The organism is Parapusillimonas granuli, from assembly GCF_013416525.1.
Taxonomy (GTDB): domain Bacteria; phylum Pseudomonadota; class Gammaproteobacteria; order Burkholderiales; family Burkholderiaceae_B; genus Parapusillimonas; species Parapusillimonas granuli.
On the sequence record NZ_JACCEM010000005.1, the window covers coordinates 354023 to 379820 of the forward strand.

Below are 25798 nucleotides of genomic sequence, written 5' to 3' on the forward strand. Positions count from 1 at the left end.
TGACGCTTGGTTTTGGTACCGCTACCATCGATTTTGGCTGTGGTAGCGGTACCAGCTTCGCGCGCGGTGCCCGTCCCAATATACTCAGACAGGAGACAACATGAAAAAGATACTATGTGCGCTGGTGGCCACGTTCGCCATGTCGTCGGCGCAGGCATGGCCCGACGGCCCGGTAACGCTGGTGGTGCCGTTCCCGCCCGGCGGCTCCACCGACCTCATCGGCCGCGTCCTGGCGCCTGAATTGCAGGAAAGGCTGGGCGGAAACTTCGTGGTCGACAACAAGGCCGGCGCAACCGGCACCATAGGCGCGGGCATCGTGGCGCGCTCCAAGCCGGACGGCAACACCATACTCGTTTCTTCGCTGGGGCCGTATGTGATTGCGCCGCATCTGATGGACAAAGTCCCCTACAACGCGCTCACGGATTTCGATTATCTGACCGTCGCCGTGCAGGCGCCCAATGTCCTGGTGGTGCCGGAGTCTTCGCCGCACAAATCGATTGCGGACGTGATCGCCTTCCAGAAGGCGCAGCCCGGCGTCATGACTTTCGGTTCGTCGGGTTCGGGCAGCAGCGACCACCTGACGGCGGAGCTGTTCTGGCAGCAGACCGGCACCAGCGGTACGCACGTGCCCTACAAGGGCGGCGGGCCGGTCGTGACGGCTTTGCTGGGTTCGCAGATCGATGCGTCTTTCATGAACATCAACACGGCGATGCCGCACATCCAGGCCGGGAAGTTCCGGGCGCTGGCGATCACCAGCGCGAAGCGTTCGGACCTGTTGCCGAGTGTTCCGACGCTGGAGGAGTCCGGGATCAAGGATGCGAATGTATATTCATGGCAGGCGGTGGCCGCGCCGCGCGGCTTGCCGGCCGACGTGAAGTCGAAGCTGCATGCGGCGCTGGTGGCCGGGCTGAACAGCCCGAAGGTGAAGCCGCGTTTGCTGGAGCTGGGTTTCGAGATCGTGGCGAACACGCCGGAGCAGTTCACCGCGTTTCAGGAGGCTGAGTTCCATCGTTGGAAGAATCTGATTTCCAGCCGGAACATCAAGTCGAATTGATTTCGGGGCGGCGCTCGGGCCACCGGCCCGAGCACGAGTTCCGCGACCGCCCCGACACAACAAACACCGCGGCCCTCACCGATCCAGACAAGGCCGCTTCGGATCGAACCCCCATTCCGGCACCAGATACCGCATGGCCACGGCGTCGTCCCTCGCCCCCAGCCCATGCTTCAAATACAGCTGATGCGCCTTCTCGACCTCCAGCATATCGATCTCCACGCCCAGCCCAGGCTTCGACGGCACACGTATGCCACCGTCCTGAATGCGTAGCGGCTCCTTCGTGAGGCGTTCGCCGTCCTGCCAGATCCAGTGCGTATCGATGGCCGTGATGCGCCCGGGCGCCGCCGCCGCCACATGCGTGAACATCGCCAGCGAGACATCGAAGTGATTGTTCGAATGAGAACCCCAAGTCAGACCGAAATCCTGGCAGGTCTGCGCAACGCGCACCGAGCCCGACATCGTCCAGAAGTGCGGATCGGCCAGCGGGATGTCCACCGACTGCAGCGACAAGGCATGCGCCATCTCGCGCCAGTCGGTGGCGATCATGTTGGTGGCCGTGGGCAGGCCCGTGGCGCGGCGGAATTCGGCCAGCACCTCGCGTCCGGAGAACACCCCTTCCGCGCCGCAAGGGTCTTCGGCATAGGCCAGCACCCCGTGGAGATCCCGCGTCAGGCGGACGGCGTCCTTCAGCAGCCAGCCGCCGTTCGGGTCCAGCGTGCAGCGCGCGCCGGGAAAGCGTGCATGCAAGGCGCGGATCGCTTCGATTTCTTCTTCGCCGCGCAGGACCCCGCCCTTGAGCTTGAAGTCCTGGAACCCATACCTGGCCTGCGCCGCCTCGGCAAGCCGGACGACGGCCTCCGGCGTCAGCGCTTCTTCGTTGCGCAGCCGCAGCCAGGCGTCGTCCGCCTCGGGCTCGGATCGATAGGGCAGGGGCGTTTTGCGCCGGTCGCCCACATAGAACAGATAGCCCAGGACGGGCACCGTGTCGCGCTGCTGGCCGGTGCCCAGCAGGGCCGCGACCGGGACGCCGAGGAATTGGCCCAGAAGGTCGAGCAGGGCCGACTCCACCGCGGTGACGGCATGGACGGCCACCCGCAGATCGAAAGTCTGTTGCCCGCGCCCGGCTGCGTCGCGCTCGGCGTAGCGTGCGCGCATGGCGTTCAGCACGGCGTTGTAGGCGCCGATGGGCCGGCCGACGATCAGCGACGAGGCGTCTTCCAGTGTCTTGCGGATGCTTTCCCCGCCCGGCACTTCTCCGAGGCCGACCTTGCCGCTGCTGTCGGACAGCATGACCAGGTTGCGGGTGAAGAAAGGCGCGTGCGCGCCGCTGAGGTTGAGCAGCATGCTGTCATGGCCGGCGACCGGGATGACGCGCAGTTCTGTGATGATGGGTGTGGAATCGGGCATGGGAGGAATGTCGGCAAGCTGGGATGGTACCGCTACCATCGAAAGGTGAGGCAAATGGTAGCGGTACCATATGGAGCAGTCAAGTGGTTTCGCGCTCTATGATCGTGAAACCCACGTCGATCACCGGCTGGTCCACATCCCGGCCTTCGGCCCGGTCGATGAGATGGCCGGCCGCCAGCCTGCCGATGTTGGCGCCCTTGATGTGCACGGTGGTCAAGGCGGGAACCATGTCCGCCACGAAGGGGACGTCGCCGAAGCCGATGATGGCGATCTGCTCCGGGACCGAGATGCCGCGTGCCCGCGCTTCCGTGAGCGCCCCGATGGCCAGCAGGTCGGAGCTGCAGAATACGGCGTCCACTTCGGGATTCTGTTCGAGCAGCGCGCGCAGCGCCTCGCGGCCGCTCTTGAGCGAGCGCGAGGCGCCCACGTCGATGTCGGTGATGGGTGGCAGGCCCGCCTGGGTTGCCGCGGCGGCGTAGGCATGGGCGCGGCGGCCGGCCCGTTCGTCGTTCGCGCGGATCATGCCCAGCTTGCGCCGACCCCTGCCGATGAGGAAGCGCGCCACCTCGCGGCCGATGTCCTGGTGCGAAAAACCGATGAGCATGTCTATGGGATTGGGCGTCAGGTCCCAGGTTTCCACCACCGGGATGCCCGAGGCGAGCAGCCGCGTCCGCCCTTTGCCCTGCTGCAGGATGCCCGTCAGGAAGATGCCGTCGGGCCGGCGGCCGATGATGGCCTCCAGCAGGAGCTCTTCCCGCACGGGCGAGTAGCCGGACTGCCCGAGCATCAGCTGATAGCCGGCGTCGAACAGCGTGGCGTTCAGCGATTCGATGGTTTCCATGAACACCGACATGACGGTGCTGGGCACCACGGCCGCGATCAGGCGGCTGCGCGCCGAAGCGAGCCCGCCGGCGAGGCGGTTGGGGACGTAGCCGGTGCGCTGCACGGCATCCAGGACCTTCTGGCGGTTTTCCGGCGAGACGCGCTCGGGCGAGGTCAGTACGCGCGATGCCGTGATGGGCGCGACGCCCGCGAGCTTCGCGACGTCGCGCAGGGTGATGGCGCCGCTGCCGCGCCGGCTTCGCCTGGTTGTTTCTTTTGTGGTCATGTCCGCTCGAATGGTGCCGGTAGCGGCATTTTTACCATTTTCAGGCCATGGCACCAAGCCGCTGCACCTGGGCGCGCAGTTCTTCCTGCAGGGCGGGAGCCAATCCCAGCTTGCGTCCCAGCTCGTCCAGGTAGGCCCTTTCCATGAAGCTGTCGTCCGCAATCACGAGCAGGCTGGCAAGATAGACTTCGGCGGCGATCTCGGGCGTGCTGGCCAGGGCGGCGATTTCGGCCGGATCGGCGGGCTTCTTCAATTCGGCATCGAACCACGCCATATCGGCGGGGCTGCTTGCCAGCTTGGCCACTTCGGCGTCGATCAACTGCCGTTCCGTGTCGCCGATGTGGCCGTCGGCCTTGGCGGCGGCGATCATGGCCGCCAGTATGGCTTTGCTGTGCTGCTCGGCATCGGCGCCCGGCGTGAAGGCCGCGGCGGGCTGCGGCGCATAAGGCAGCGGCTGGGGCTGGGGTGAGGGCGCTGCGGCGCCGGCGGCGGACGGCGCGGACTGCTTGGCCTGCCAATCCTGGTAGGCCTTGAGCGCTACCGCGCCCAGGGCCGCCGCGCCGCCGTAGGTGGCCAGTTTTCCACCCATTTTCCGGAATTTCTTGTTGCCCAGCAGCAGCCCGAGCGCGCCGCCCGCCAGGGCGCCCCCGCCGAAACCGCCGAGGCCGGACGCCAGGCCCGGCGCGGCGTCCTGGATGCGCGAGCCCGCATCCTGGCCCAGGCTCTTTCCTGATTGAAGCAATTGTTGCAGCAGCTGTTGTACCGACATGTGATTGGCGTCCTTGTAAAGTGAGCGGGCCTGCGGACAGGCTCCAAAGGACGTCAGACAGCGCCGCGAAGCGAAAGTTGCATGGCCGAAGCCGCCGCCCGCCGCCCCGGAGGGGCGCGGGCCCGGCATCATTCCGCCGCCGTGGCGACGGGCCGCGCCCGGACGGTGACGCCGCGCGAAGGCAGCCCGAGCGAGATCGCCGCGGCGCCGAACAGCAGCAGGCCGGCCGCCCCGAAGGCGATCAGGTGGGTGCCGAAAGCTTCGTATGCCCAGCCGCCCAGCCATGAACTGATCATGCCGCCGACCTGGTGTCCGACGTAGGCCCAGCCGCAGAGCACGCCGACCAGCCGGGTGCCGTAGACATCGGCCATGATGGCGGAGGACAGCGCGACGCTGCCCGCCCAGACGATGCCGCCGACCGACGCCACGCCGTACAGCTGCCAGGGCGCGAGCGCTTCCACCAGGCCGAAAAAGCCCAGGCCCCTTACCGTGTAGATGACCGCCAGGATATAGCGCCGCTCGACCATGTCGGACAGCTTACCCAGGGCGAAGGAACTGAAGATGGCGACCAGGCCGATCAAGGCGATGCCGAAGGCGCTGGTCTGCGAGTCGAAGCCGTGGTCCATCAGCATGGGCACCCCATGGGTGCCCAGCAGATTCATGCTGAAGCCGCAGGCGAACAGGCCCAGCGTCAGTTGCCAGAATGGCAGGGTGCGCACGGCCGCCGCCGCGCGCAAGGGCCGCGCCTGCGCCGCCGCCGCGGGGGGCGGCACCGCACAGGACGCCTGGGCGAGCGCGGGCGTGCCGGAGGCGTTTCGCGCGCTCAGCGTATCCGCGTGTTCCGGAGCCTGGTCGCGGATGACGAAGAGGGCGGAGGGAAACGTGATCAGCGAGAAGACCACCGCGAAACCGGCCAGCGTCGCCTGCCAGCCGAAAGCGCTGATGGACGAGGTGAACAAAGGGGTCAGGATGGCTATGCCCGCCATGGAGCCCGCGGACAGCACGAACAGCGCCATGCCGCGCTGCCGGACGAACCAGCGGCTGATGACCGGCGTCAGCGAGACCGGGCTGGCGAGCGCCAGGCCGATGGACAAGCCCACCCCATAGCTGAGCGCAAGGCTGATCGGCCCCTGCGCATAGATGGTGCCGGCGATGGACCCCGCGACGAACAGCATGCCGACGAGCAGCACGCGCCGGGTGCCCCAGGACGTGACCAGCTGCCCCGCGAGCGGCATGGTCAGGCCGTAAGTCAGCATGCCGGCGGCGATGATGCTGGAGAGCTCGCTGCGCGACATGCCGAGATCCTGGGTCATCGGAAGAAAGAAGGGCCCCGCGCCCAGCCGCAGGCCGACGGTCAGCAGCGTCAGCGCCGTAGCCGCCCAGACGATCGCCCATCCGTAATACATGCCTTCACCACTTTTACCGCCCTTGCCGGCCATCTTTTCGCTCCACCTGTCAGATCCCCTTATTCAAGCGCTTTATGGCGGTTTCGGCAAGTGCGCTGCAGATCGGGCCGATGTATTCGCGGTGCCGGAATGTGCGTCAGATGCCGCGCCACTCCTGCATGACCAATTCAATCATTTTGTTTGCAAAGTAGGTCTGGTTCCTGCTCTTCAGCGCAACGAGCCCCATCGTCCGGCTCAGCTTGGGTTTTTCCAGCGGACGCGCGGACAGGCCGGGGCTCACCGACGCCGCAGACAAAGCCCCTTCCGGCACGATTGCGATGCCGACTCCCGCGGCGACGAATTGCATCATGGTGGTGAACTGCGTCACGGTGATGGCGTGGGTCAGGGTCAAGCCGTTCGTGATGGCGGTGGCGTCGATCAGGCGTCGCGTGCGGGAGTCCGCCGGCAATGAAACCAATTGTTCCGACTGTATGTCGAGCCACGACACCTGCCTGCGCTTTTCGAGGCGGTGGCCCTGCGGCAGCAAAACATGGAAATACTGGGTGCTCAGTGGCAGGGTGGAAAAAATGGGCGCGATATCGTCGAGATACGTGAGCCCGAAATCGGAAACGCCCGAACGCAGATTTTCGATTACGGTACCGTGCACGCCTTCATGGATGTGCAGGGTGACGTTCGGATAGGCTTGCCGATAGCGCGCCGCGATCGCCGGAAGCACAGTGGCGGCCACCGACATGACCGACGAGATGATCACCTGGCCGCGCTGTTCGGCCTCTCTTTCCTGCACCGCTTTCAGGTAAATCTGGACGTCGTTCAAGACTCGTTCGGCAAGCGCCACGAATTCCTTCCCCGCCTCGGTGATCTCCACGCTGCGAGTCGTGCGATTGAACAAGGCGAGCCCCAGGAGGCGCTCCACCCGCTGCACGGTGCGTGTGAGCACGGGCTGGGAAACATTCAGGGTAATCGCTGCGGCATTGAAGCTTCCATATTCCGCAATGGTCTTGATGGCCAGCAGCTCTTTTGCGCTGAGGTCCAGTTGGTCGGGACGGATCATGGTGAAGGAAGGGCTCGCAGGTTCACGAAGAAGATAAACGCTTGATTTATGTTGAAAACGCAATTATTGCAGTTAATAGATTCCTGTTGGAAATAATAAAGAGGCTCACTAAGATGGCTTCATGTATTTCAGGAGGCTTTAAGATCATGAACGCCATAGTGGAAGACGACGTCGTCGGGACGGATGTCGATCTCGTGGAGTATTACTACGAGAAAGGTTTCAGCGACGGGCTGCCGGTCGTGCCGCCGACCCCGGAGAAAATCGAAGCCGTCATTCGCGAGTTGGGAGGAGATCCCGACTACGTAGAATGCAAAGTCGCCCCGCGCTGGGGTGAGCTGACGCGAGAGGTGTTGGCGATCAATATGGTGATGGCGGGTTGCAAACCCGCCTATGCTCCAATTGTGCGCGCGGCCATGCTCGCCTTGACCGATTCGGCATTCAACTTGAACGGCGTCCAGGCGACGACCCACGTGGCGTCGCCCCTCATCGTGGTCAACGGCCCGATCGCAGCCGAAGTCGGAATGAACGGCGGAGCCAACGCCTTCGGATCGGGCAATCGCGCCAACGCGACCATTGGCCGGGCGATCAGGCTGATCATGCTCAACGTGGGCGGAGCCTGGCCGGGCGACCTGGACAAAAGCACATTGGGACACCCCGGCAAGTACACATATTGCGTGGCGGAGAACGAAGCGCAAAGCCCCTTGGCGCCCTATCACGTCGAACATGGATACCGTGCCGGCGAATCGACGGTATTCGCCCTTGCGGCGGAGGCGCCGCATAGCGTCACGAATCACGTCTCGAATGACCCGGAAGGAATCCTGGATACGATCTGCTCGGTGATGAGCACGATAGGCTCGAACACCGCGGTGCTGGGCGGCCACATGGCGGTCGTGCTGGGCCTGGAGCATGCCAGGACGATTGCTCAACATGGTTGGAATCGCTCGGATGTGCGCAATTACATCTTCATGAACCACGGCAATCGTTTCATCGATCTTGCCTATGGCCATCGCTACGGCAAGGTCTACAACCGCAATCTTCCGAAATGGTACAAGCGCGAAGACCACACCCGCATCCCGATCATCCACGATCCCGATCACATTCATTTGTTCGTCATGGGCGGAGAGGCGGGGCGGTTTTCGGCGGTGATTCCGGGATGGGGCCACATGAGCACGCCGGTGTTGAAGCCCATCGACGCCACAGCGGCGCACGAGGAGCCGGATTGTTCCAGCGGCACATGTTCACTTTGATTCGGGAAGAAAACCATGCTGATGCAAATGAAAGGCGTCGATGTGCGCGTTTATGATCCGCGCGGCGTAGTGCGCTCCATAGAAAAGCCCACGGCGGCAAGAAAGGCTGGCCTCGATGGCCTGAGGCTGGGCGTTCTCGACAATTCCAAATGGAACGCCAACAAGCTGCTCAGGGGCTCCATCGAAGCGCTCAAGCGGGAAATCGACTTCGAGGCGGTCAACTACTACGTCAAGCATAGTTTCTCGAAGGATGCGGCGCCGGAACTGATTGCGCAGATCGTCGAGGAAAACGACATCGTCCTGACCGCTATCGGTGACTGCGGCTCCTGCACGTCGGGATGCCTGAGAGACGCCATTGCTCTTGAAGGCGCGGGTGTTCCGACGGCGGTCATCGTGACGACAGAGTTCGTCAAAGAGACCGTCCTGACACGGGAGGCCTTGGGAATGCTGGACCTGGAGCCGGTCATCATTGCGCATCCGGTCAGTTCGATCACGCTGGAAGAGGTTGCGCAGCGCGTTGCCCAGATACTGACTCAGGCGCAAGCCGTCTGGAAAGGGGAGCAAAAGGGCGCAGCCGCGAAATACCTCGAGAATCGGCGTGCCCCCGACTGAGGGTTCGGCGCGCTTGCATTCCAGCGCCGCACGACACCGCTGAAAGGCGGTGTTCGTGCGCGGACGGCATCAGTACAAGACATAAAACAACCATTTCGAGTGGAGAAGAGACAATGAAGAACGCGAAATTCGCCGCGGTGGCGATACTTGGCTTGGCCGGCGCCGTGCAGCCGACGTTCGCATCAGCGGCCGAGCCTTATCCAAACAGGCCGATCACGATGATCGTTCCCTTTCCTGCTGGAGGGCCGACGGACATCGTCGCGCGGGTGGTTGGGCAGAAGCTGTCGGAAGACCTGGGGCAATCGGTCATCATCGATAACAAGCCGGGAGCCAGCAGCGTGATCGGCGCCGGGCAAGTGGCGCGCGCCGCGCCGGACGGCTACACCCTTTTGCTCAACTATTCCGGACATGTCATCAATCCTTTCCTGAAGAAGGACCTTCCCTTCGATCCCTTGAGGGACTTCGAGCCCATCGTCGGACTGGCGTCCACACCGCAGATATTGGTAGTTTCGCCCAAGGTTCAGGCCAAGTCCGTTGAGGAACTCATAAAGCTCATCAAGGACTCCGGCAAGGGAATGACTTTCGCGTCCTCCAGCGTGGGCGCGCCGGGCCATCTCGCGGGCGAGCTGTTCGGCCAGATGACGAAGCTGCCGCTCATGCACGTTCCCTATCGCGGCAGCGCGCCCGCCCTGACGGATCTGGTCGGCGGCCAAGTGGACATGATGTTCGACAGCGCCCCTTCGTCCATCTCTTTCGTCCGATCCGGAAAGCTGAAGGCACTGGGCGTGACTTCGGAAAAGCGCACGGAAGTCGCTCCTGAGCTTCCCACCCTGGATGAATCCGGCCTGAAGGGGTTCGCCGTAACCACCTGGTACGGCGTGTGGGCGCCCGCCAAAACTCCGGTCGATATCGTCGAGAAGTTGAACGGCGCGATCAACAAGGCGCTTGCCGATCCCGATGTCAGGGCCAAGCTGCTGCAGGCGGGCGCGGATCCTCTGGGCGGGTCGCGGCAGGACTTCGCCGAGTTCTGCCGATCGGAGTCCAAGCGCTACGGGGCGATCGTGAAGGCCGCCAACATTCAGCCTCAATCATAGGAAGCGGTTCAATGCAGCTTGACCCGGGGCGTGCCGCGCTTGAGCAGCAGCCGCCCCAGGGCGAGGGCCGCCGTGCGCCCGAAGCCCAGGACGGCCAGGTGGTGCGTCAAGTGCAGACTCATGTACATCAGCCGCGCCACCAGGCCTTCGACGAACCAGCTTTTCCCCGACAGAACGCCCATCAGGTTCCCGACCCCGCGATTGTGCCCGATCGAGACCAGCGAGCCGTAGTCGCGGAATGCAAAGCCGCGACTCGGCGCGGGCGCGCCGCGGATGCGCGCGCTCATGGCATCGTACAGAAAGGCGGCCTGCTGGTGGGCGACCTGGGCGCGTGCGGGCAGGTTCGAATTCTGGCCGATCCACGGCGCCTGCGCGCAATCGCCGAACGCGTAGATGCGTGGGTCCGCGGTGCGCAATTGCGCATCCACCACCAGCTGGTTCACCCGATTGGTTTCCAGCCCCAGTTCGCCGAGCATGGCCGGCGCTTCTATGCCCGCCGCCCACACGCATAAATCGGTTGGATAGCGCCGGCCATCCTGATCGGAGAGATGGTCGGCGGATACGCCGGCGATGCGCAACCCGGTGAGCACCTCGACCCCGCGTGATTCAAGCAGGGATTGAGCCGCGAAGGAGAGTTTCGGAGGAAGGGCGGAAAGAATGCGGTCCGCTCCTTCGATGAGGGTGATGCGCATCTCGCAGCCATGCCCGTGCAGCCCGTAATAGGCCAGGCCGGCGCGGGCCTCCAGCAGTTCTGCCGCCAGCTCCACCCCGGTGGCGCCCGCGCCCACGATGGCGATGTCCAGGCCCGGCGGCTCGGCGCCGCCGGCGTCGTCGCCATGCTGGCCCGCCGGGATGCGCCGCACCATCAGGTTCAGCAGCCGCTGCCGGAATCGCTCCGCCTGCTCGGTCGAGTCCAGCGTGATCGCGTGTTCACGCGCGCCCGGCGTGCCGAAGAAATTCGTCCTGCTGCCTATGGCCAGGACGAGCGTGTCGTACCCGACGCGGCGGGCCGGGAAGATCTCCAGGCCGGTGGAGCCGGCCACGGACAGCAGCAGGACTTCGCGCGCGTTTCGGTCCAGCGCGTGCATTTCACCCTGGATGAAGGTGAAGCCGCTTTCGCGCGCGAGCATGAAATACGACAAGTCTTCGCGGTGGATGTCCAGGGTGCCCGCAGCCACTTCGTGCAGCGACGGCTTCCAGATATGGCTTTCCGCCTTGTCGATCAGAACGACGTGGCTGGGACCGAATTTGCGGCCCAGCCTGGCGGCGAGCTCCAGCCCGCCCGCCCCGCCTCCGACGATGACGACGCTATGGGGCAGATCCGGCATGCTTTGACTCCTGATAAAGCGACGCCCACTCTTACAGCATACAATAAAGCCCGAAAAATCCTTGCGATTCAATCACTGTTTCTCTTTTTTGAGGTCCGCATCATGTTCATACAGAAGCTCGGGGCCGCGCTGGCGGCCGCCGCCGTTTTCGGCGCCTTGTCCACGACCGCGGCGGCCGCCGATTGGCCCGGCGGCAAGCCCATCACCATGATCATTCCTTACGCCGCGGGCGGCTTTGCCGACACCCGCATGCGCATGCTGGGCGAAGAATTGGCGAAAGAGCTCAAGGCCAACGTGGTCATCGAGAACAAAGCCGGGGCCGGCGGCGTCATCGGCACCGCGGAAATCGCCCGCGCCAAGCCGGACGGCTACACGATAGGCAGCGGCCACCTGGCGCCCTTGTCGGTGAACCCCACCCTGATGCCCAAGAACGTGCCCTACGACGTCCAGAAAGACTTGGCGCCGGTCATCCTGATCGAAGAAGCGCCCCTCATCCTGAATGTCAACAAGAAGGTGCCCGTCAGCAATGTCGCCGAGCTGATCGCGCTGGCCAAGAAGGATCCGGGCCGCATCACCTTCGGGTCGTCGGGCGTGGGCGGCGCGCATCATCTTTCGGGCGAGCTTTTCGCCAACAGCGCCGGCGTCGAGATGACGCACGTGCCTTATAAGGGCGGCGCTCCCGCGGCGACCGACCTGATGGCCGGCCACATCGACATGATGTTCGAAATGGGCTATGCCGCCATGCCCGCCATCCAGGCCGACAAGGTGAAGCCCCTGGGCGTGACCAGCAACCACCGCCTGCCCCTGCTGCCCGACGTGCCGACCGTGGCCGAAGCGGGCCTGCCCGGCTTCGAGTCGTACAACTGGCAAGGCATCGTGGTTCCGGCCGGCACGCCGCAAGACATCATTCAGAAGCTCAATGCGGCTTTCAACAAGATCCTGAAGAAGCCGGAAGTGATCCAGGCTTTCGATCAAACCGGCGGCCAGGTGGGCGGCGGCACGCCTGAGGAGTTCGGCAAGTTCATCCAGGACGAACGCGCCAAGTGGGCCAAGGTGATCAAGGAAGCCAAGATCTCGGTCGACTAGGCCGGGCTGGAACGGTCGGGCCCCGCATGGAGCCCGGCCACGGGGGCATGAACGCCGCCGGTCAGCGCTGCAGCAGATGCTTGGCGATGATCAGTTGCTGAATCTGGCTGGTGCCCTCGTAAAGCCTCAACAGGCGAACGTCGCGGTAAAAACGTTCGGCCTTGTACTCGCTGATGTAGCCCGACCCCCCATGAATCTGCACCGCCCGGTCGGCCACCCGGCCCACCATCTCGGTGCAGAACAGCTTCACGCAAGACGCCGCCATGCTCAGTTCCGCATTCCTCTGGCCCGGCGGATTGGCATCGTACATGCGCGCGCAATCGCGCATCATCGAAAGGCCGGCATACAGTTCCGTCTGGCTGTCGGCCAGCATGGCCTGTATCAACTGGAACTGGGCAATCGGCTGACCGAACTGCTTGCGCTGCTTCGCGTAATCGACCGCGTCGTGAATCAGCCGGTCGGCCATGCCGCAGGCCAGCGCCGAAATATGCAGCCGGCCCCGGTCCAGCACCTTCATCGCCGTTCGGAACCCTTTTCCGGGCGTGCCGCCGATGACGTTCGCCGCGTCCACCTTGACGTCCTCCAGCACGACATCGCAAGTCTTGGTGCCGCGCTGCCCCATTTTCTTGTCGGGCTTGCCCAGCGAGATGCCGGGCGCGTCGGCGGGGACGATGAAAGCGGTGATGCCGTCGGCGCCCGGGCCGCCCGTGCGCGCCATCAGCGTGAAGGCATTGGCGCGCGAGGCGTTCGTGATGAAGCGCTTGGTGCCGTTCAGGATATAGTGCCCGTCCTGCAGCGTGGCCCGCGTTTGCAAGGAGCCCGCATCGGAACCCGCTCCGGGTTCCGTCAGCGCAAACGAAATGACGATTTCGCCCGATGCGATGCGCGGCAGCCAGGCCTGCTTCTGCTCTTCCGTGCCGTCCATCAGGATGCCCTGCGATCCAATGCCGACGTTCGTGCCGAACACGGAGCGGAAGGCGAAGGCGGTATGGCCCATGTCATAGGCGATATCGCATTCCTGCGCCATCGACAGCCCCGAGCCGCCGTATTCCTCGGGGATGGAAATACCGAAAAGCCCGATTTCTTTCATCTCGGCGACGATCTCGGCCGGGACGTCGTCGGTTTCCTCCAGGATGTCTTCCGCGGGCTTCAGCCGCTGTTCGATGAAGCGCTGCACGGTCGAGCGCAGGATCGAGAAAGTTTCGTTGTCGAGTGCCATGATTTCGCCTAGGTAGAGGATAGCGTGGTGGTCTTGCAGTATGGTAAGGCTATTGACGTTTCATTTGACGATTTAAATGCATGTCAAATACTATTTGACAATAACGCTGACGGCAGCCGCGCATGGACCTCAATTCATTGCATTTTTTCATAGACATCGTCGATGCGGGAAGCCTGAGCGCCGCCGCCCGCAAGCGCAATATGTCCAGGGCGAACCTCAGCTACCGGCTCAAGGCCTTCGAAGACGCGCTGGGGGCGCAGTTGCTCAGGCGCACGACCAAATCCATGCAGTTGACCGAGATAGGCGCGGCCGTCTACAAGCATGGCCGCAATATGCTGCAGGAACTCGCGGCCGTCAACGACGTCGTCTCCAGCGCTGCGGGCAGCGTCTCGGGGCATGTGCGCCTGAGCGTATCGGCGGGGCTGGGCCACCTCGCGCTATCCGATACGCTGGTTCGTTTCCGGCGCGATCATCCGGGAGTCACGTTCGACGTGGTCTTCAGCAACCAGATTTCAAACCTGGTCGAGGAAGGCATCGATATCGCCTTGCGCGTGCTGTCCCGGCCGCCGGCCAATTCCATGGCCGTCGAGCTGGCCGACGTCGACTGGGTGGTCTGCTCCAGTCCCGAATACATGCGTGGCCGGCCGCCGATACACGTGCTGGAGGACCTGCAGCGACTGGATATCGTGTGCGCCTCCGCCGTCGGCGCCGCCTTGAGCGTGACGGGGCGCTATGCAGGCGGCAGCAGGAGCGTGGAGCTCGACCCCGTGCTGCGCTCGGACAACTTCGTATTCCTGAAACAGGCGGTGATGGAGGGCGGCGGCGTGGGCTTCCTGCCCCGGTACATGCTGCGCGACGAGCTGGAGTCGGGGCGCCTGGTCAGGCATCTGGAGTACTACCGCATCAGCGTGTTCGGCGCCAAGATATTCCTCCTGACGCCTCCGACCCGCTACCAGACCGCCGCGGCCCGCGCGCTCATCCAAGCCTTGAAGGCGCGTCTTTGCAACGAGGCGCTTTATGTCAATTAGCGTACGCCAAATAGAGGCTTTTCGCGCCGTGATGATTTGCGGCACTACCAAGGCCGCCGCTGAACTGATGCACGTCAGCCAGCCGGTGATCAGCAAGCTGATTGCGCAGATGGAATCGCGATTGGGATATTCGCTATTCGACCGCACGGGCAATGCCATTGTGCCGAACGAGCATGCACGCAAGCTTTTTGACGAAGCGCTGCATGTGCAGGAGCGGGTTGAGCAGTTCGTCCGGTTTGCCAAAGCCCTGGGCCAGCCGGGGTCGGGATCCTTGACGATCTATACCAGCGCCACGCTATCCACTACTTTATTGCCGCGCGTGGTTGCCCGCTATCATCTTCGCTCGCCCAAGGTACGTGTCCGTATAGCCAATAAAAGCGTGGGTGAAATCGCCCAGAGACTCGTCTTGAATCCCGACAGCATAGGCTTGACCATCTGGCCCGTCGAGAACCCGGCCGTTGAATGCACGGTGCTCGCGTCGAGGCCCGTAAAAATCCTGATGCGGGCTGACCACCGACTCGCCGACTTTCCCAATGCCCTTTGCTTTGAGGACCTGCAACCGGAAAGCTTGATTCTCCATTCCGACTCCATGCCTCTTGGCGATGCCATACGGGCCCAAATGGCTCGCTATGACTACGATTGGACGGTGCCGTTCACCGTTGACAGCAGTGAGACCGCTTACTCGCTCGTTGAGCAAGGCCTGGGGCTCTTCCTTTGCGACGCTTTTGCTTCCAGCAGCCTGAATGCCAGGAATTTGGTGACTCGGGACATCGATAGCGGAATTCAGACTTCGGTTTGCCTGCTCCGTTCCCGATTCCGCCAAGCCGATGAGCAGTTTCGGCTGTTTACCACCGCGCTTCGGCAGCAACTGTCAGAAGAATAGCCTCAAGCTATTGTCACGTACAAAAAAGAATTTTCAATTCACCAGGTTCTCGCCTACGCTCTCAGGTGTTTTATTTGGAGACACCATGAGTGACATTGACGCAGGGCTGAAGAACATCAAAGAAATTCTGGGCGACGAGTACTTCGCCAACCGACAAAAGAGCACCAACGATTTCAACCGGGATATGCGTGAGTTGACGGCACGCTATTGTTTCGGCGAAGTCTGGGAGCGCCCCGTCCTGGATCGGCGCACGCGTAGCATGCTGGTCTTGGCTATGTTGGCCGCATTGGGCAAGGGCGCTGAAATAAAAATGCATGCCGTTGGCGCAATCAACAATGGGTGCACGGTTGACGAAATCAAAGAAGTGTTGCTGCAGGCCGCAGTTTATGCGGGCATACCTGCGGGAGTGGAGGCCTTCAAGCATGCCGAGCTGGCGTTGCGTGAATGCGGGGCTCTGAAATGAAGGTTCGTGTTGGTTTCATCGGACTTGGGGCAATGGGTTTTCCTATGGCCGTCAACATGGCCGAGGCCGGCCATGATGTCCTGGGCATGGACATCGATGAAGCGGTAATGCAGCGGTTCATGGAAACCGGAGGCAAGGCGGCGCTTTCGGTTGCGGAGATCGTGGCGCACAGCGACGTCGTAGTCACCATGTTGCCCGCCGGCGATCATGTGAAGGCATGTGTGGCGGAATTGATCGGGGCCGGGTACTCCAGCAAATTATTGGTCGATTTTTCAACGATTGGCGTGGAGGCGGCTCGCGACGTCCACGAACTTTGCGCGCGGCATGGCATTCGGGTACTGGATGCGCCGGTAACCGGCGGCGTCATGGGGGCTGAGAAAGGTTCGTTGACAGTGATGGTCGGCGGCAGCCACGATGATTTCCAGGCGGCCAAGCCCGTGCTCGAAGCAGTTGGAGCGTCTATTACCTATGCCGGCGGGCCTGGCTGCGGCCAAGCTGTGAAGGTGTGCAACAACATGGCGGCGGGCATCATAAAAATTGCGGTCTGCGAGGCGTTTGCTTTGGCCGAGCGGCTGGGGGTCGACAAGAAGGTGCTGTTCGACGTTGCCTCCCATGGCAGCGCCAATTGTTTTGCGCTGACGACGACTTGCCCCGTACCGGGGCTTGTTCCGACTGCTCCGAGCAGCCATGGGTACAAAGGCGGATTTGCGACGCGATTGATGCTCAAAGACATGAAGCTCGCTCAAAGCGCCGCAGCGGCGTACGGCGTACCTGTTGCGTTGGGATCGGCGGCTACGAGCCTTTATGAACACTGCACGCAGGCAGGTCTGGGCGACCTGGACAACTCCATTATCTTCAAGGTTGTAAATGGGGATTTTTCGTATCAGTCAAATAAATAACCACCATAACGAGGATTCGAAGCAATGAAACTTCTGAAGACATTATCGCAAGCGATGCTTTCAATAGGCGTCCTTTCGGTTTTATCCTTGAGCGCTTCTCAGGCTCAAAATGTAGCGGCGAATTACCCGGGCGCTCAACCGGTGAACATCGTCGTAGGATTCAGCGCAGGCGGCTCGACAGACATGCTGGGCCGCCTATTGGCCAAAGCATTCGCGGAAGAATTGGGCGGCAACTTTATCGTGGAAAGCCGGCCCGGCGCCAATAGCAATATCGCAAGCGGGTATGTCGCACGCGCCAAGCCGGATGGCCATACGCTATTGATGGTTCCGTTTGGCCTGCCGGTAAATCAATACTTGTACCAGCAAGTCCCTTACGATTTCAAAAAGGATTTCGCACCGATTGCGTTGGTGGCACAAGTACCCAATGCCATTGTGGTGAAGGCCGACTCTCCGGTGAAGACGGTCAAGCAGTATGTCGAGCAGTCCAAAGCATCTAAAGAGGGTAGAACCTACTCGACACCAGGAGTGGGGTCATCGCTGCACTTGGCAGGCGAGTTGTTCAAGTACGAAACTCAAGCGCCCTTGCTGCATGTGCCGTATAAAGGCAGCGCGCCATCCCTGACGGCCGTCATGGCCGGCGATACGGACTCGGCCTTCGATAATCTGTCGACGGTCGTTCCACATGTCGAAGCTGGCAAGCTGCGCATACTGGCGGTGACCAGCAAGGTCCGGTCGGCGTCGTTCCCGGATCTCCCGACCGTAGCCGAGTCGGGTTATCCGGGATACGAGATCAGTTCCTACTTCGGCCTCGCGGCTCCCGCGGGTACGCCTTCAGAAATCGTCGACCGCCTGAACAAGGCCACGCTGAAGGCTTTGCGTAGCCCGGAATTGAGCGAGTACCTGAAAAACCTGGGCGCCATCGTTGCCGACAACAAGCCTGAAGAATTCGCTGCCTTCCTGAATTCCGAGGGCGAGCGATGGGGACCAGTCATCAAGGCTGCGGGAATCCAGCCCAATTAGGACCCATTCCCGCAACGCCGGTCTGCGCTCCTACGCAGGCTGGCCGCGCAGCCGTTTCAGCAGGAAAGGCACGAACAGGAACAAGACGGTCAAGGTCAGGAAGGTGATCGAGATGGGGTCGTCGACCAGCACCGACCAATCTCCCTGGCCGGCCGCCAGTGCGGTGCGCAGCTGGTTCTCGGCCAAGGGAACCAGAATCAGGCCGATGAGCAATGGCGGAATGGGAAAGCCATACACGCGCATGGCGTAGCTGACAACGCCCAGGCCCGCCATGAGCCCCAGGTCGAAGACCGAACCCGAAACCCCCCAGATGCCCACCATGGCGAAGACCAGGATGCCCGCATACAGCTGCGGTTTCGGTATGTACAGCAACCGCACCCACAAGCCGACCAGCGGCAGGTTCAGCACCAGCAGCATGAGGTTGCCGATGTACAGGGAAGCGATCAGCCCCCATACCAGTTCCGGGTTGCTGGTGAACAGGAAGGGCCCGGGCTGCAGGCCGTAGTTCTGGAAGGCGGCCAGCAGTATCGCCGCCGTGGCGGAGGTGGGCAGGCCCAGGGTCAGCAGGGGCACCAGGATGCCGGCCGCGGCCGCATTGTTGGCGGCTTCCGGGCCGGCCACCCCTTCGATGGCCCCTTGGCCGAATTCGTCCCGGTACGGCGACAGCTTCTTTTCCAGGGAATAGGACAGCATGGTGGGAATTTCGGAGCCGCCGCCGGGAACGGCGCCCATGGGGAAGCCGATGATCGTGCCGCGCAGCCACGGCTTCCAGGACCGTGCCCATTCCTGGCGCGTCATGTAGATTTTGCCGCGGATGGGAATGATCTCGTCCTTGCTGTAGGTATACCGGCTGGCGACGAACAGGATCTCGCCCACGGCGAACACCGAAACCAGCACCACGGTCAGTTCCACGCCGTCCAGCAGGTCGGGCAGGCCGAAAGTCATGCGGGGCTGGCCGGTCATGCCGTCGATGCCGATCACGCCCAGCGCCAGGCCCAGGAACAGCGAAATGAAGCCGCGCACGCGCGACGCCCCCATGACCACCGCCACCGACGTGAAGGCGAGCACCGTCAGCGCGAAGTAGTCGGCGGGCTTCAGGATGAACGCCAGTTCGGCGACCACCGGCGCGGCGAAGGTCAATAGCAGCGTGGCGATGGTGCCGGCCACGAAGGAGCCGATGGCGGCCGTCGCCAGCGCGGCGGCGCCGCGGCCGGCGCGGGCCATTTTGTTGCCTTCCAGCGCCGTCATCATCGAGCCGGCCTCGCCGGGCGTGTTGATCAGGATGGACGTGGTGGAGCCGCCGTACATGGCGCCATAGAGCACGCCGGCAAACATGATGAAAGCCGATACCGGGCCGACGGTAACGGTGACCGGCAGCAGCAGCGCGATGGTCAGCGCGGGGCCGATGCCCGGCAGGATGCCGATGGCGGTGCCCAGCATGGAGCCGACGAAGGCCCACAGCAGGTTCATGGGCGACAGCGCCACGTCGAAGCCGTGCAACAGGAGCGCCAAGGTATCCATTACAGCCCCGCCAATGGGAGGAAGCCGCCCAGCTGCAGCCCGAGCCAGCTGAACAGCAGCCAGCTGACGGCGCCCAGGATCAGGCCGGTCAGCAGGTCGGGCAGCACCCGCCGCGACCCGAACGAGCGCGCCACCAGCATGAAGGACAGCATGGCGGTGATGGGCAGGCCGAGCGGTTCGATGGTCAGTGTGGGCAGGACGACCGCCAGCAGGGCGGTAAAGAACGCGCGCCGGTCCATGGGCTGGTCGGCCGCCGCGTTCTCGGCGTCCAGCGGTTCGAAAGTTTCACCCCGTGCGATCTGCACGAGCAGCAGCACGCCCAGCACCATGAGCCCGACGCCGACCCCCGCGACGAACATGCCCGGGCCGATGGCGGCATACTGGGCGGTGGCGGCCAGCTGAGTCGAGGCGTGAAAACAGACCCCGCCCAGAAAGAGAACCGCCAGCCCCAGCCACCAGGGGCGCTTGCGCAAGGATGCCATGATCTAGGGCCTGTTAACGCTCGACCGGTGTTTACTTCGCCAGGCCGGCGTCTTTCAGGATCTGGTTGATGCGGCCGCTTTCGCTTTGAATGAACTGGCCGAAGGCGTCGCCGGGCAGGAAGTAGGGATCCCAGCCCTGCTTGGCCAGCACGGCTTTCCAGGCGTCGCTGTCGTTCAGGCGGGCGAAGCGGTCGACCCATTCCTTGTGGTTGGCTTCGGGCATGTCGATGGAGCCCAGGATGCCGCGCCAGTTGGCGATTTCGACGTCGTAGCCGGCTTCCTTGAAGGTCGGGACGTCGAGGTTCGGCATGCGGTCGGCCTTGGTGATGCCCAGGATCCGGATGCGCCCGCTTTCGGCGAATTGCTGGAATTCGGAAATGCCCGAAATGCCGGCCTTCAGCGTGCCGTTCACGATGCCGGTGACGGTGTCGGCGCCGCCGGCCTGCGGGATGTAGTTGAGCTTCGGGACCGGAACGCCGGCGCTTTGCGCCAGCAGGGCCAGGGCGATGTGGTCGACGCCGCCGGCCGAACCGCCGCCCACCGGCGTACCGCCCGGGTTGCCCTTGAGGGCTGCGACGAAATCGCCCAGCGTCTTGTAGGGGGCATCGGCCTTGACGGCGAGCACCAGGTATTCCGCCGTGAGGCGGGCCACCGGCTTGAACTTGCTGAGGTCGATGGGTGATTTATTCAGGGTGATGGCGCCGACCGTGATGGCGCCGAATACGGCCAGGGCGTCCGGCTTGCCTTTCTGGGCGCGCTGGAATTCGGCGAGGCCGATGGTGCCGCCCGCGCCGCCCTTGTTGGTGAAGTTGACCGTGCCCGTATAGATGCCCGCCTGCTGCATGGCCTGGAAGGCCTGGCGACCCGTGGAGTCCCAGCCGCCGCCGGGATTTGCGGGCAGCATGACGCTGACCTGAGCTTGGGCGGCGCCGGCGCACAGCAAGGCCGTCGTGGCCAATGCGGCCAGGAATGAGGGGAAGCGCATGGGGGTCTCCTGAAGTCGTACCGTTCTTGTCATTTGCAAGATGCAAGCCGTAGGTTACGAGGGCGGCCAGCGGGTGTCAAGGCCGCCGCCGCGCCGCATGCGCCCGGCGCGCCCAGGAAATACGCGCTTCTCGGGGCCGGTGCCGCCTGCCTCGGCGTTAACAGTCCTCAGGCCGGCCGGCGCGAACCGCTATACCTGAGCCAGACGTCGTGCGCGAGGCCCGCGAAGGCGACGAGCCAGGCCGCCATCGCCGCATAAAGAAAGACGGGCGGCACGAAATACAGGAAATCCAGTTCCAGCACATGGCTCAGGCTATAGGTGGCGGCTGCGTACATGCCGAAGGGAAAGACCACGCCCCAGTACAGCGGGTCGTACTGAATGGGAAAGCGCATATAGGCATGGCGCCACAAGCCGAGCACCAGCAGCAGCGGAATCCACCAGGTGCCCGCCGCCCAGAAGAACAGCGTCAGCCCTTTCAGGAAGGGAAGGATGGAGTGCAGGAAGGGCCGTGCCTGCGCATTGGCGATGAGTTGCGCGCCCGCCAGCGTGGAGATGGCCATGGCGCCCATATTGATCCAGTACGACGGCGAGAGATCGGCCGGCGAGAAGCGCAGGAACAGATAGCGGAAGAAAATCAGCGCCATGATCAAGACATACAGCATGCCGCCCCACAGCCACAGGAACAAGGCCAGGGAGTTCAGCGCCAGGGTGCCGATGGGGCCGCCATGCCCGGCCAGCATGCCGCCCAGCACCGACAGCGACTGGGTGGCCACGACCGCCAGCAGCCAGCTGCCGTTCAGGCCCCGGCCCAGGTCCGGCTTGTTCTGGCGGATGGTCAGCGCGGCGAAGATCGCGTAGGTCAGCCCCACCCAAAGCGCCGCGGCCCATAGCCACAAGAGCCAGCCGACGCGGTAGTTGCCGTAAAGCGCCACGAATTGGCTGCCCAGTATGCCGGCTCCCGCCACCGCCGTGAAGAACCCGGGCCCGCGCAGGTGGTCGGCCATGTCGCCGAAGAACCTTCTTGGATAGCGGACGATGCGCAGTATGGTCAGGATCCACAGCCCAAGGAAGAAGACCAGGTTCAAGTCGAAAAGACCTTGCGCAATGCCGGGCAGCGCCAGCATGTGGGCGGCCAGCGACACGATGCCGGTCGCCATCACCAGGCCGAAGCAGGCGGGGGACATGGATTCCAGGTCCCAGCCTTTGGTGCCGCGGGCGGGCTTCATGGATTGGTCGATAGAGCTGATGATCATGGTGTTCTGGTTCTACAAAGCATACCGTGCGGCACGGTCAGGCCGCCATGAGCCATCCGGCCATGCCGGCCAGCGCCACGACGGCGACCGGGGAGACCCGGCCGAAAACCAGCAGCCCGAACGCCGCGAGCGCCAGAGCGAAATCCGCCTTGCCGTGAATGGCTCCGGTCCATAACGGATCATACAGCGCCGACAGCAGAATGCCGACCACGCCGGCGTTGATGCCGGCCATGGCGGCCCGGACGCCGGGGCGCAGGCGCAAGCGGTTCCAGAACGGCAGGGCGGCGGCAAGCACCAGGAAGGCGGGCAGGAAGATGAGCGCCAGCCACGCCAGGCCGCCGCGCCATCCGTTCAGCGTGCCCTCGGCGATGGCGCCCAGGTAGGCCGCGAAGGTGAACAAAGGCCCGGGCACCGCCTGCGCCGCGCCATAACCAGCCAGGAAGTCGGCGCTGCTTACCGCGCCGCCGGGAACGACCGTGGCCTGCAGCAGGGGCAGCACCACATGGCCGCCGCCAAAGACGAGGGCGCCCGCACGGTAGACGCCGTCCAGCAGCGTCGCCGTCGGCGAACCGCTGACGGCGGCCCACAGCGGCAGCCCGGCCAGCGGCAGGGCAAAGAGAAGCAGCGCCACGATGCCGGCCCTGCGCGAGACGGGATAGGTTTGGTGGACCTGGGCGCCCGCCGGCTGCGGCGGCTTGAGCACCCAGCGCCCCGCCAGGCCGGCGCCGACGATGGCGGCGACCTGGCCGGCGGCTGTGGGCGCGGCCAATGTCAGCAGCGCCGCCAGGATGGCCATGGCGGCGCGCGGGCGATCGGGGCAGAGCGACCTGGCCATGCCCCATACCGCTTGGGCCACGACCGCAACGGCCACTATCTTCAACCCATGCACCCAGCCGGATCGGGCCAGGTCCTGATACTGCCCGATGCCATAGGCGAACAGGATGAGCGCCAGCGCCGAAGGCAGGGTGAAGCCCGCCCAGGCGGCGAGCAATCCCGGCCACCCCGCGCGCCCCAACCCCAGGGCCATGCCGACCTGGCTGCTGGACGGCCCGGGCAGGAACTGGCAAAGCGCCACCAGGTCGGAATAATCGCGGTCATTCAGCCAGCGCCGGCGCTCCACGAACTCGGCGCGGAAATAGCCCAGGTGCGCGATGGGGCCGCCGAACGAGGTCATGCCCAGGCGCAAAAAGATCAGGAAAACGCCCCAGGGGCCGTCACGGCGGTCGTCGGTCATGGATGGCTGCGGGTCGGAAGATGATGTCGACGAAAGAATACCGGATTCGCTTGACTTTCCAATGATGGTAAGGATTAATTTTCTTCCATCGACGATGAATTTTTCAAGGACCATCATGACTCAGCCCGCCAAAGCCGGCTCCAGCGCGGCAGCCGTCATCAGCCTGCCCATCGAAGGCATGACCTGCGCCTCCTGCGTCGGGCGGGTCGAGGCCGCGCTTTCCAAAGTGCCCGGGGTCGGCAGCGTATCGGTCAACCTCGCCACCGAACGCGCCGACATCCGGCCGGCCGGGCCGGTCGACCGCATGGCGCTGGTGCGGGCGATCGAAAAGGCGGGCTACGACGTGCCCGCCGGCGCCGTCGAACTGAAGGTGGAAGGCATGACCTGCGCTTCCTGCGTGGGGCGCGTCGAACGCGCGCTCAAGGCGGTGCCCGGCGTCTCGGATGCCGTGGTCAACCTGGCGACGGAGCGCGCGACCGTGCGCGGGCGGGCCTCGGCCGACCAGCTCATCGCCGCGGTCCGGAATGCCGGCTACGAGGCGCGGGCGCACGAGGCCGTTGCGCCGGGCGGCGAAGACGACGCCCTGGCGAAGAAAGAGGCGGAGCGCGTGGAGCTGAAGCGCGACCTGCTCATCGCCGCCGTGCTGACGCTGCCGGTGTTCATCCTGGAAATGGGGTCGCACCTGGTGCCTGGCATGCACGCGCTGGTGGAACGCACGATAGGCATGCAATGGAGCTGGATGCTGCAGTTCGCCTTGACGACGCTGGTGCTGGCCTTGCCCGGCCGGCGCTTCTATGCCAAGGGCTTTCCCGCCCTGCTGCGCCTGGCGCCCGACATGAACTCGCTGGTGGCGGTCGGCACCTCGGCCGCTTACGCCTATTCGGTGGTCGCCACCTTCGCGCCCGGCCTGCTGCCCGCCGGCACGGTCAACGTCTATTATGAAGCCGCCGCGGTGATCGTGGCGCTGATCCTGCTGGGCCGCTACCTGGAAGCGCGCGCCAAGGGCCGGACGTCCGAGGCCATCAAGCGGCTGGTCGGCCTGCAGGCCAGGGTCGCCCGGGTGTCGCGCGGCGGCCGGGTCGTCGAGATCCCCATCGGCGACGTCGTCGCGGGGGACATCGTGGACGTGCGCCCGGGCGAGCGGGTGCCGGTCGACGGCCAGGTCATCGACGGCCAAAGCTATGTCGATGAATCCATGATCACAGGCGAGCCCATACCGGTCCAGAAGGTCGCCGGCAGCGAGGTGGTGGGCGGCACCGTCAACCAGACGGGCGCCTTCACCTTGCGCGCCACCGCCGTGGGCGGGCAGACCGTGCTGGCGCAGATCATCCGCTTGGTCGAGCAGGCGCAAAGCTCCAAATTGCCCATCCAGGCGGTGGTGGACAAGGTGACGATGTGGTTCGTGCCCGCGGTGATGGCGGCGGCCACGCTGACTTTCCTCATCTGGCTGGCCTTCGGCCCCGCCCCCGCGCTGACCTTCGCCTTGGTGAACGCGGTCGCCGTGCTCATCATCGCCTGCCCCTGCGCCATGGGCCTGGCGACGCCGACCTCCATCATGGTCGGCACCGGGCGCGGCGCGGAATTGGGCGTGCTGTTCCGCAAGGGCGAAGCCTTGCAGATGCTGAAAGACGCCCGGGTGGTGGCGGTGGACAAGACCGGGACGCTGACCGAAGGGCGGCCGGTGCTCACCGACCTGGAAGTGGCGGACGGCTTCGACCGCGCGCGGGTGCTGGCACTCATCGCGGCGGTGGAATCCCGTTCCGAACATCCCATTGCGCGCGCCATCGTCCAGGCCGCCGAGCAGGAAGGGCTCGCCGTGCCCGCGCTCGATGATTTCGAGTCGGTGACCGGCATGGGCGTGCGCGCCGGCGTGGACGGCGTGCGCGTGCAAGTGGGCGCGGACCGCTACATGCACCAACTCGGGCTCGACACCGGCATCTTCGCGGCGACCGCCCAGCGGCTGGGCGGCGAAGGCAAATCCCCCCTGTATGCGGCCATCGACGGGTGCCTGGCCGCCATCGTGGCGGTGGCCGACCCCATCAAGGCAAGCACGCCCGACGCCATCGCGGCGCTGCACCGGCTGGGCTTGAAAGTCGCGATGATCACCGGCGACAACAAAGTGACCGCCAAGGCGATCGCGAACCGGCTGGGCATCGATGAAGTGGTGGCCGAAGTCCTGCCCGCGGGCAAGGTCGACGCGCTGCGCCGCCTGAAGGCCGAGCACGGCCGCGTCGCCTTCGTCGGCGACGGCATCAACGACGCGCCCGCGCTGGCCGAAGCCGACGTGGGGCTGGCCATCGGCACCGGCACCGACGTCGCCATGGAAGCGGCCGACGTGGTGCTGATGTCCGGCAATCTTCAAGGCGTGCCCAACGCCATCGCCCTGTCGCAGGCGACCATCGGCAATATCCGGCAGAATCTGTTCTGGGCCTTCGCCTACAACACGGCCCTGATTCCGCTGGCGGCGGGGGCGCTGTACCCCGCCTACGGCGTGCTGCTCTCGCCCATTTTCGCGGCCGGCGCCATGGCGCTGTCCAGCGTGTTCGTGCTGGCCAACGCGCTGCGCCTGCGCCGCTTCCAGCCGCCCATGGCCGGCACGCCGGGCGCCGCCGCATGAAGGAAATACAGTAGTCTTTTACTTGGCCCCAT

The 25798-nt window shown here is 64.3% G+C and carries 23 protein-coding genes; 11 read left to right on the forward strand and 12 right to left on the reverse strand.

From position 1 onward, the window contains the following. Positions 1 to 100 precede the first annotated feature (100 nt). Complete coding sequence (locus H0A72_RS11550) at positions 101 to 1054, forward strand: Bug family tripartite tricarboxylate transporter substrate binding protein (protein WP_180155377.1); 954 nt, start codon at positions 101 to 103, stop codon at positions 1052 to 1054. Positions 1055 to 1129: 75 nt separating this feature from the next. Here H0A72_RS11550 and gudD read toward each other — a convergent pair whose 3' ends face one another. From gudD to H0A72_RS11575, 5 genes are all read right to left on the reverse strand, one after another. After that, on the reverse strand, positions 1130 to 2461 hold the full coding sequence (gene gudD / locus H0A72_RS11555; protein WP_180155379.1) for a glucarate dehydratase: 1332 nt from the start codon (positions 2459 to 2461) through the stop codon (positions 1130 to 1132). A gap of 79 nt (positions 2462 to 2540) precedes the next feature. Further along, entirely contained in the window at positions 2541 to 3569 is a 1029-nt protein-coding gene (locus H0A72_RS11560; protein ID WP_180155381.1) for a LacI family DNA-binding transcriptional regulator, read from the reverse strand. Between the two features lie 40 nt (positions 3570 to 3609). Then, positions 3610 to 4338 carry a tellurite resistance TerB family protein gene (locus tag H0A72_RS11565; RefSeq protein ID WP_180155383.1) on the reverse strand — a complete coding sequence of 243 codons (729 nt, stop codon included), beginning with the start codon at positions 4336 to 4338 and terminating at the stop codon, positions 3610 to 3612. Between the two features lie 128 nt (positions 4339 to 4466). Beyond that, positions 4467 to 5777: an MFS transporter gene (locus H0A72_RS11570; protein WP_180155385.1), complete on the reverse strand. Its 1311-nt coding sequence runs from the start codon at positions 5775 to 5777 to the stop codon at positions 4467 to 4469. 103 nt (positions 5778 to 5880) lie between these two features. Next, on the reverse strand, positions 5881 to 6795 hold the full coding sequence (locus H0A72_RS11575) for a LysR family transcriptional regulator (RefSeq protein WP_180155387.1): 915 nt from the start codon (positions 6793 to 6795) through the stop codon (positions 5881 to 5883). A gap of 41 nt (positions 6796 to 6836) precedes the next feature. Here H0A72_RS11575 and H0A72_RS11580 point away from each other — a divergent pair, with 41 nt between their 5' ends. The 3 genes from H0A72_RS11580 to H0A72_RS11590 all read left to right on the forward strand — a co-directional run bounded on the left by H0A72_RS11580 (position 6837) and on the right by H0A72_RS11590 (position 9748). After that, complete coding sequence (locus H0A72_RS11580; RefSeq protein ID WP_246436935.1) at positions 6837 to 8042, forward strand: hypothetical protein; 1206 nt, start codon at positions 6837 to 6839, stop codon at positions 8040 to 8042. Positions 8043 to 8057: 15 nt separating this feature from the next. Continuing rightward, positions 8058 to 8654, forward strand: a complete 597-nt coding sequence (locus H0A72_RS11585; RefSeq protein WP_180155389.1) for a UGSC family (seleno)protein — start codon at positions 8058 to 8060, stop codon at positions 8652 to 8654. 113 nt (positions 8655 to 8767) lie between these two features. Then, positions 8768 to 9748, forward strand: a complete 981-nt coding sequence (locus H0A72_RS11590; protein WP_180155391.1) for a Bug family tripartite tricarboxylate transporter substrate binding protein — start codon at positions 8768 to 8770, stop codon at positions 9746 to 9748. Between the two features lie 8 nt (positions 9749 to 9756). On the opposite strand, the gene H0A72_RS11595 is transcribed toward H0A72_RS11590, so the two are convergent. Continuing rightward, positions 9757 to 11076: an NAD(P)/FAD-dependent oxidoreductase gene (locus H0A72_RS11595; RefSeq protein ID WP_180155393.1), complete on the reverse strand. Its 1320-nt coding sequence runs from the start codon at positions 11074 to 11076 to the stop codon at positions 9757 to 9759. A gap of 99 nt (positions 11077 to 11175) precedes the next feature. Here H0A72_RS11595 and H0A72_RS11600 point away from each other — a divergent pair, with 99 nt between their 5' ends. Continuing rightward, complete coding sequence (locus H0A72_RS11600) at positions 11176 to 12162, forward strand: Bug family tripartite tricarboxylate transporter substrate binding protein (RefSeq protein WP_425502513.1); 987 nt, start codon at positions 11176 to 11178, stop codon at positions 12160 to 12162. 61 nt (positions 12163 to 12223) lie between these two features. On the opposite strand, the gene H0A72_RS11605 is transcribed toward H0A72_RS11600, so the two are convergent. Continuing rightward, entirely contained in the window at positions 12224 to 13381 is a 1158-nt protein-coding gene (locus H0A72_RS11605) for an acyl-CoA dehydrogenase family protein (protein ID WP_180155397.1), read from the reverse strand. Positions 13382 to 13503: 122 nt separating this feature from the next. Here H0A72_RS11605 and H0A72_RS11610 point away from each other — a divergent pair, with 122 nt between their 5' ends. The 5 genes from H0A72_RS11610 (at position 13504) to H0A72_RS11630 (ending at position 17674) form a co-directional block, all read left to right on the forward strand. Further along, a complete protein-coding gene (locus tag H0A72_RS11610) occupies positions 13504 to 14409 on the forward strand; it encodes a LysR family transcriptional regulator (RefSeq protein WP_180155399.1) in 906 nt (301 codons plus the stop codon). Further along, positions 14399 to 15292 (forward strand): LysR family transcriptional regulator, encoded by an 894-nt coding sequence (locus H0A72_RS11615; protein WP_180155401.1) that lies wholly within the window; start codon positions 14399 to 14401, stop codon positions 15290 to 15292. The genes H0A72_RS11610 and H0A72_RS11615 overlap by 11 nt, the downstream gene beginning before the upstream one ends. A gap of 85 nt (positions 15293 to 15377) precedes the next feature. Continuing rightward, the gene (locus H0A72_RS11620) at positions 15378 to 15755 is read left to right on the forward strand and encodes a carboxymuconolactone decarboxylase family protein (protein ID WP_180155403.1); all 378 of its coding nucleotides are present in this window, start codon (positions 15378 to 15380) and stop codon (positions 15753 to 15755) included. Then, positions 15752 to 16654 (forward strand): 3-hydroxyisobutyrate dehydrogenase, encoded by a 903-nt coding sequence (gene mmsB / locus H0A72_RS11625; RefSeq protein WP_180155404.1) that lies wholly within the window; start codon positions 15752 to 15754, stop codon positions 16652 to 16654. The genes H0A72_RS11620 and mmsB overlap by 4 nt, the downstream gene beginning before the upstream one ends. 24 nt (positions 16655 to 16678) lie before the next feature. After that, positions 16679 to 17674, forward strand: a complete 996-nt coding sequence (locus H0A72_RS11630) for a Bug family tripartite tricarboxylate transporter substrate binding protein (RefSeq protein ID WP_246436934.1) — start codon at positions 16679 to 16681, stop codon at positions 17672 to 17674. 30 nt (positions 17675 to 17704) lie between these two features. Here H0A72_RS11630 and H0A72_RS11635 read toward each other — a convergent pair whose 3' ends face one another. The 5 genes from H0A72_RS11635 to chrA form a co-directional block, all read right to left on the reverse strand. Continuing rightward, positions 17705 to 19195 carry a tripartite tricarboxylate transporter permease gene (locus H0A72_RS11635; RefSeq protein WP_180155406.1) on the reverse strand — a complete coding sequence of 497 codons (1491 nt, stop codon included), beginning with the start codon at positions 19193 to 19195 and terminating at the stop codon, positions 17705 to 17707. Continuing rightward, positions 19195 to 19677: a tripartite tricarboxylate transporter TctB family protein gene (locus tag H0A72_RS11640; RefSeq protein WP_180155409.1), complete on the reverse strand. Its 483-nt coding sequence runs from the start codon at positions 19675 to 19677 to the stop codon at positions 19195 to 19197. The genes H0A72_RS11635 and H0A72_RS11640 overlap by 1 nt, the downstream gene beginning before the upstream one ends. 31 nt (positions 19678 to 19708) lie before the next feature. Beyond that, on the reverse strand, positions 19709 to 20662 hold the full coding sequence (locus H0A72_RS11645) for a Bug family tripartite tricarboxylate transporter substrate binding protein (protein ID WP_180155411.1): 954 nt from the start codon (positions 20660 to 20662) through the stop codon (positions 19709 to 19711). A 167-nt stretch (positions 20663 to 20829) separates the two neighbouring features. Next, positions 20830 to 21915, reverse strand: a complete 1086-nt coding sequence (locus H0A72_RS11650; RefSeq protein ID WP_246436933.1) for a tellurite resistance/C4-dicarboxylate transporter family protein — start codon at positions 21913 to 21915, stop codon at positions 20830 to 20832. Between the two features lie 37 nt (positions 21916 to 21952). Then, positions 21953 to 23149 carry a chromate efflux transporter gene (gene chrA / locus H0A72_RS11655; RefSeq protein ID WP_180155413.1) on the reverse strand — a complete coding sequence of 399 codons (1197 nt, stop codon included), beginning with the start codon at positions 23147 to 23149 and terminating at the stop codon, positions 21953 to 21955. A 115-nt stretch (positions 23150 to 23264) separates the two neighbouring features. Here chrA and H0A72_RS11660 point away from each other — a divergent pair, with 115 nt between their 5' ends. Next, positions 23265 to 25766: a heavy metal translocating P-type ATPase gene (locus H0A72_RS11660; protein WP_180155415.1), complete on the forward strand. Its 2502-nt coding sequence runs from the start codon at positions 23265 to 23267 to the stop codon at positions 25764 to 25766. Positions 25767 to 25798 lie beyond the last annotated feature (32 nt).

Coding starts and splice junctions, on each gene's coding strand:
- H0A72_RS11645 (WP_180155411.1), bottom strand. CDS start 20,662: ATGCGCTTCCCCTCATTCCTGGCCGCATTGGCCACGACGGCCTTGCTG.
- H0A72_RS11605 (WP_180155397.1), bottom strand. CDS start 13,381: ATGGCACTCGACAACGAAACTTTCTCGATCCTGCGCTCGACCGTGCAG.
- H0A72_RS11640 (WP_180155409.1), bottom strand. CDS start 19,677: ATGGCATCCTTGCGCAAGCGCCCCTGGTGGCTGGGGCTGGCGGTTCTC.
- H0A72_RS11660 (WP_180155415.1), top strand. CDS start 23,265: ATGACTCAGCCCGCCAAAGCCGGCTCCAGCGCGGCAGCCGTCATCAGC.
- H0A72_RS11585 (WP_180155389.1), top strand. CDS start 8,058: ATGCTGATGCAAATGAAAGGCGTCGATGTGCGCGTTTATGATCCGCGC.
- chrA (WP_180155413.1), bottom strand. CDS start 23,149: ATGACCGACGACCGCCGTGACGGCCCCTGGGGCGTTTTCCTGATCTTT.
- H0A72_RS11590 (WP_180155391.1), top strand. CDS start 8,768: ATGAAGAACGCGAAATTCGCCGCGGTGGCGATACTTGGCTTGGCCGGC.
- H0A72_RS11635 (WP_180155406.1), bottom strand. CDS start 19,195: ATGGATACCTTGGCGCTCCTGTTGCACGGCTTCGACGTGGCGCTGTCG.
- H0A72_RS11550 (WP_180155377.1), top strand. CDS start 101: ATGAAAAAGATACTATGTGCGCTGGTGGCCACGTTCGCCATGTCGTCG.
- H0A72_RS11630 (WP_246436934.1), top strand. CDS start 16,679: ATGAAACTTCTGAAGACATTATCGCAAGCGATGCTTTCAATAGGCGTC.
- H0A72_RS11575 (WP_180155387.1), bottom strand. CDS start 6,795: ATGATCCGTCCCGACCAACTGGACCTCAGCGCAAAAGAGCTGCTGGCC.
- H0A72_RS11650 (WP_246436933.1), bottom strand. CDS start 21,915: ATGATCATCAGCTCTATCGACCAATCCATGAAGCCCGCCCGCGGCACC.
- H0A72_RS11615 (WP_180155401.1), top strand. CDS start 14,399: ATGTCAATTAGCGTACGCCAAATAGAGGCTTTTCGCGCCGTGATGATT.
- H0A72_RS11570 (WP_180155385.1), bottom strand. CDS start 5,777: ATGGCCGGCAAGGGCGGTAAAAGTGGTGAAGGCATGTATTACGGATGG.
- gudD (WP_180155379.1), bottom strand. CDS start 2,461: ATGCCCGATTCCACACCCATCATCACAGAACTGCGCGTCATCCCGGTC.
- H0A72_RS11620 (WP_180155403.1), top strand. CDS start 15,378: ATGAGTGACATTGACGCAGGGCTGAAGAACATCAAAGAAATTCTGGGC.
- H0A72_RS11610 (WP_180155399.1), top strand. CDS start 13,504: ATGGACCTCAATTCATTGCATTTTTTCATAGACATCGTCGATGCGGGA.
- H0A72_RS11560 (WP_180155381.1), bottom strand. CDS start 3,569: ATGACCACAAAAGAAACAACCAGGCGAAGCCGGCGCGGCAGCGGCGCC.
- H0A72_RS11565 (WP_180155383.1), bottom strand. CDS start 4,338: ATGTCGGTACAACAGCTGCTGCAACAATTGCTTCAATCAGGAAAGAGC.
- mmsB (WP_180155404.1), top strand. CDS start 15,752: ATGAAGGTTCGTGTTGGTTTCATCGGACTTGGGGCAATGGGTTTTCCT.
- H0A72_RS11595 (WP_180155393.1), bottom strand. CDS start 11,076: ATGCCGGATCTGCCCCATAGCGTCGTCATCGTCGGAGGCGGGGCGGGC.